At 64.7% G+C, this 4,623-nt stretch carries 6 protein-coding genes; all 6 read right to left on the bottom strand.

Features of this window, described 5'->3' with window-relative positions; all coding sequences use genetic code 11:
* On the bottom strand, positions 1-350 hold a 350-nt coding region (locus RMO81_RS08145), incomplete at its 3' end, for an endonuclease/exonuclease/phosphatase family protein (protein WP_310475325.1).
* Between the two features lie 242 nt (positions 351-592).
* Positions 593-1,267: an SOS response-associated peptidase family protein gene (locus tag RMO81_RS08140; protein ID WP_310475324.1), complete on the bottom strand. Its 675-nt coding sequence runs from the start codon at positions 1,265-1,267 to the stop codon at positions 593-595.
* A 222-nt stretch (positions 1,268-1,489) separates the two neighbouring features.
* The gene (locus tag RMO81_RS08135) at positions 1,490-1,663 is read right to left on the bottom strand and encodes a hypothetical protein (protein ID WP_310475323.1); all 174 of its coding nucleotides are present in this window, start codon (positions 1,661-1,663) and stop codon (positions 1,490-1,492) included.
* A 188-nt stretch (positions 1,664-1,851) separates the two neighbouring features.
* Complete coding sequence (locus RMO81_RS08130) at positions 1,852-3,324, bottom strand: amidase family protein (protein WP_310475322.1); 1,473 nt, start codon at positions 3,322-3,324, stop codon at positions 1,852-1,854.
* Between the two features lie 160 nt (positions 3,325-3,484).
* Positions 3,485-4,129, bottom strand: a complete 645-nt coding sequence (locus RMO81_RS08125) for a PEPxxWA-CTERM sorting domain-containing protein (RefSeq protein ID WP_310475321.1) — start codon at positions 4,127-4,129, stop codon at positions 3,485-3,487.
* A gap of 281 nt (positions 4,130-4,410) precedes the next feature.
* The coding region (locus RMO81_RS08120) for an amidohydrolase family protein (protein ID WP_310475320.1) at positions 4,411-4,623 on the bottom strand (213 nt) is incomplete at its 5' end.

Here is a 4,623-nt window from a genome sequence, read left to right as displayed (position 1 = left end):
CCCAGATTGTGCGACGCCTTGACCAGGAACCAGATCCACTGGCTGCCGGAAAGCGGATTATCGGGATAGCCATACAGCTTGCACAGCGCCTTGCGCGGGTTGTTCGGCATCTGCGCCAGCGCAGCATCGGTGCCGGGGATGGTGGGCACCACATAGGGCACGTGCAGCGTGGCGGCCCATTGCTGCAACAGCGGCAGATCGGGGGTCGCCTCGGTGATGCACAAGATATCGGGGTCCATCTGCGCGATCTGTTCGCGGATGAACGGCAGCCGCGCTGCATCCTTGCCGCCCGGCGCAATGGCGTCGTGCATGTGCTTGATGTTCCAACTGCTGATCTTGAAGCTCGCCATGGTCACACGTCCCCCGGTTCGGCAGACGCGCTGCCGGTGGTGCGACCCATGGGCAGAGTGTGCGACGCGAACGGGTGGGCTGGCAAGGGGGAGTGCAGAAGTGAGGCCTCCGGCGGGCAGGGGCTGAGCCCCTGCACCCACTCTTGTTGGGGCTGCGCCCGATCTCCCTTGCCAGTCATGCTGGCAAAGAACTGACCGAAATCAAATGGGTGCAGGGTCTGCGACCCTGCCCGCCGGAGGCCCTACTCTTCCCCTTCAAACCCCATCACCCGCAGCCCCCCATCAGCCAGTGGACGCTGGAGCGCCGCCGCGTCGGCCCAGTCGGCGGTGAGCCAGCGGCGCTGTTCATCGGGCGTGGTCAGGATCACCGGCATGGCCTTGGGGTGATGCGGAGCGACTTCGGCATTGGGTTCGCAGGTGAGGAAGCCGAAAACGGTGAGCGTCACCTCGCCTTCGGCCTTTTTGCGCACACCAGTCCAGCGGGTGGCGATACCGGCAAAGCAGGCCAGGCTGTCATCAGCGGGGGCGAACCACAGCGGCGCAAACCCGGTGTCGGTCTTCACATGTTCGGCGAACGACGTGAACGGCACCAGGCAGCGATATTGCGGCGCCAGCCAGCGGCGCCAATGCGGGCTGGCGGTGTTGCGGATGTTGGTGATGCCGCGATCCACGCTCTTGCCGGCCAGGGCGAAGGCTGGGCTGGGCATGCCCCAGCGCGCCAGGCTGAGCATTGGGCCTGGAATGAGATTGGGTGCGGTGCCGCGCGCCAGGCCGATGATCGGCGCTTCGGCGTCGGGATACAGGCTGCTCAACACCGGCAGATTGCCCAGCCGGTCGGCAACGGCGCCCAGATCGAGCGCGCGCGCCAGTTCGCGCAGCGCCTGCTGGCCCTTGGTGAGCGCATAGAGATTGCACATGGCCTGCCCCCTTCCCGCACTATCAAGCGCGCGCAGGCGGGATTGGCAACTGCTGCTGTGGCAGCCAGGCAAAACTGCGGCCCGGCGATAACAAGCGCCGGGCCGCAGGGTACACAGCCCAAGGGCAACGGCTTCCGGTCCGTTGACGATGGGTGATCGGTGGCTGCCATCATGGGTCGATGGCAGGCACCAATGGCGGAAAGAGGGTGACCTAGGGCGCGTTCACAGTGGCGGCGGGGTCAGGCTCCACATCATCACGATGCTGGCCAGGGTGCCGAACATGCCAAGGCAAAGCCGGCGCGCGAGGTGGCCGCTGCTGGGCGGTGGCGGCGGACCCAAACCAAGGGCGACCGCACTGCTGACGACGGGCGGATCCAGCGGAGAACGCTGCCGCATCGGCAAGGCGCTTGCTGAACCCGGCCTATCGGCCCGCAGACGGGCAGATGCCTGCGGCGTTGAAAACTTCGTCGTTGAAAACTGTGGACCCTGAAATGCCTGCACAACTCACCCTGCGCTTGATTGCAGGGGGGATTTGCCACAATGCCCCGCCGCCAGCGCGGCAGAGCAGGTTCATACTGGAGGGTTCAGCTGCGGTTTCCAAACCATATTGGAGGTAACCGCTGCGCCCACGGTGCCGCCGCCTCCAGCTGGAACGCCAGATCGAGCAGCCGCGCATCATCGCCGCGCCGGCCGGCAAAATGCATGCCCACCGGCAGGCCGTTGGTGGCGGCCATGATCGGCACACTCATCGCGGCGGCCCCCATGACATTCTGCACCGGGGTGTAGGCCACCAGCCGCATCATATCGGCCACCACATCAGCCGGCGACCGGTTGTGCGCCAGATAGCCGATCGGCACGGCATGGCGGGTGAGCACCGGTGTGAGCAGCACATCCATATCCTTGAACATCGCATCATAAGCCGCGCGATAGCCGATCATCCGGCCAATCAGTGCCTGCACATCGGCCTGCGTCAGGGCGCTGCCCTGTTTGGCCAGATGCAGCGTCAGCGGCTCCAACCGGGCCACGCCATCGGCGCCCATCATCTTGCTCACAAGCCCAACCGACTGGGCGGCGCTGACCGACCAGAAACTCAGGAAATCGCGGCCGAAATCCGCCATCTTGAACGGCCACACCGCATCCGACACACTGTGGCCCATGCCAGCGAGCAGCGTGCGCGTGCGGGCAATGGCGCCCATCACTTCCTGATCTGGCACCGTGCCATCGGCCGTTGCCGTGATCACACCAATGCGCAACCGTTCGCCCACCGGGCCGGCCAGCCGTGGAACTACGGCCCCAAGCCCTTCGGCCTCGCTCGATTGCAGGCTGCTCATCGTCAGCGCGGCATCGCGCACGCTGCGGGTGAGCACATGATCGACCGCGATCTCGCCCGGATCATCCACCTTCTTCTGCCCGGCCAGCCGGCCCCGGCTCGGCTTGAAGCCGAACAGGCCGGTCAGCGCTGCCGGAATACGGATCGAGCCGCCGCCATCATTGGCATGGGCAATCGGCACCACACCGGCCGCCACCGCCGCCGCACTGCCGCCCGACGAGCCACCCGGCGAAAAATCCGGATTCCACGGGTTGCGGGTGGCGCCGTGGCTGAGCGGCTCCGTCACGCACATCAGGCCGAATTCAGGTGTCGCCGTCTTGCCCAGCACCGCCAGGTTCATCGCGGTGAAGGCTTCGACAAACGCCTCGTTCTCGGTCGCTGCCGGTGCCTGCTCAAACGCCCGGCTGCCATTGCGCGTCGGCCAGCCCTTGTAGTCGTTCAGATCCTTGATGAAGGTCGGGATCACCGCCTGGCGATCATCCTTGGGCAAGGCGTTGATGGCCCGCGGCCGGTCAATCAAAATGGCAAAATTCAGCTTCGCCTGCGCCGCATCGGCCCGATCCAGCGCCGCCAGCACGGTCTCGCGCGCGCTCGCATCCCCACTGCGGATCCGCGCGGCAAGGCCAATGGCATCATCAGCGACAGCCGCAGCAGCGCGCACCGGCAACGCGGTCGCCGCGACGGCGCTGGCTAGCAGATGGCGGCGATTGATGCTGAATTTGGTCATGGCTGCGCTCCCCGATGGTTAGCAGGGAAAGTGACATGAGAGCGACAAACGGGAAAGCGGAAAGCTGCAGCCTCCGGCGGGCAGGGCCTGAGGCCCTGCACCCACTTTCGTATTTTGGCGCAACTGTGCCGAACCGGCGCGGAAAATGCCGGCGTTCAGTTCAGGCTGCGACCGTCCGGCGACGGCGCGCGGCGGCACCGACCAGGCCAAAGCCGGCAATCAGCATCGCCCAGCTTGCCGGTTCGGGAACCGCGCTGCCGATGGTCAGCCCCGACCAGTTTTCGGTCTGGTTGGTGAGCAGCGTGAGGCTGGTGAATTTGCCGTTGAACTGGATCACGCCATGGGCTTCGCCGGCGCTGATCGTGTTGCCGACGATGGAAAACACGCCATTGCCCCAGAAACCCTGGCCTTCATCAACCAGGATGAAGGGGGCACCGAAAGTCCAGTTGGTCTGGATATTGGTCCGACCCAGGCTGATGATGGCGATATAGGGATTGAGAACCGCCTTCGAAAAAGTGATCGTGTGCAGCGACTGGCTGCCCGACGGCGCAATGAAATCATTGTTGGTGGGCAGGTTGGACAGGGCGTCATAGGCCGGCCATGGGTTGCCGGCGGTGCGCCAGTAATCGGTGCCCCCCGAAATCTGCGCCGTATCGAACGGACCAGAAAGCGTGACCGTGCCCCCCGCCAGGGTGCCGGTGGCAAGCGTGCTGGTGATACCGGTCCAATCGGTCCAGTTGATTGCGGCGCTGGCCGACGTTGACATCATCGCGGCCACGGCCACGGCAAAAATCCTGCTGCGCATACATCCCCTCCACCAACGGTCAGCGGATCAAGGCACAACAGATGCCCGATTCGCTCGCTTGACCGAGATAAAGTTAATGCTTTTTTAGTAAATTATGCAAGAATGAAATCGATCATCCCGGTGGCTGGACGCAGCAGCCTCCTGCCTGCAGGGCCTAAGGCCCTGCACCCACTTTCATTGTTGAGCGCGATTGCCGAAAAGGCACAGGCGTTGCCGGGTAACGAACCACGCCAAATCCAACGGGTGCAGGGCCTCAAGTCCCTGCCCGCCGGAGGCCCTGCTCACTTCCGCTTGAACACCTGCTTGCCCGCCAGCCAAGTCGCGGTCACCTTGATGTTCCACAGATCGCCTTCCGGCGCGGTGAACGGATCGCGTTCCAGGGTGATGAAATCGGCATATTTGCCCGGCTCCAGCGTGCCCACCTTGGTTTCATTGTGGCCGGAGCGGGCGGCCCAGGTGGTGAAGCCGGCAAAGGCATCGGCCAGGCTGACCTT

The organism is Sandarakinorhabdus sp., assembly GCF_031422795.1.
Classification (GTDB): Bacteria; Pseudomonadota; Alphaproteobacteria; order Sphingomonadales; family Sphingomonadaceae; genus Sandarakinorhabdus.
This window is presented reverse-complemented; position numbering and strand designations above follow the sequence as displayed.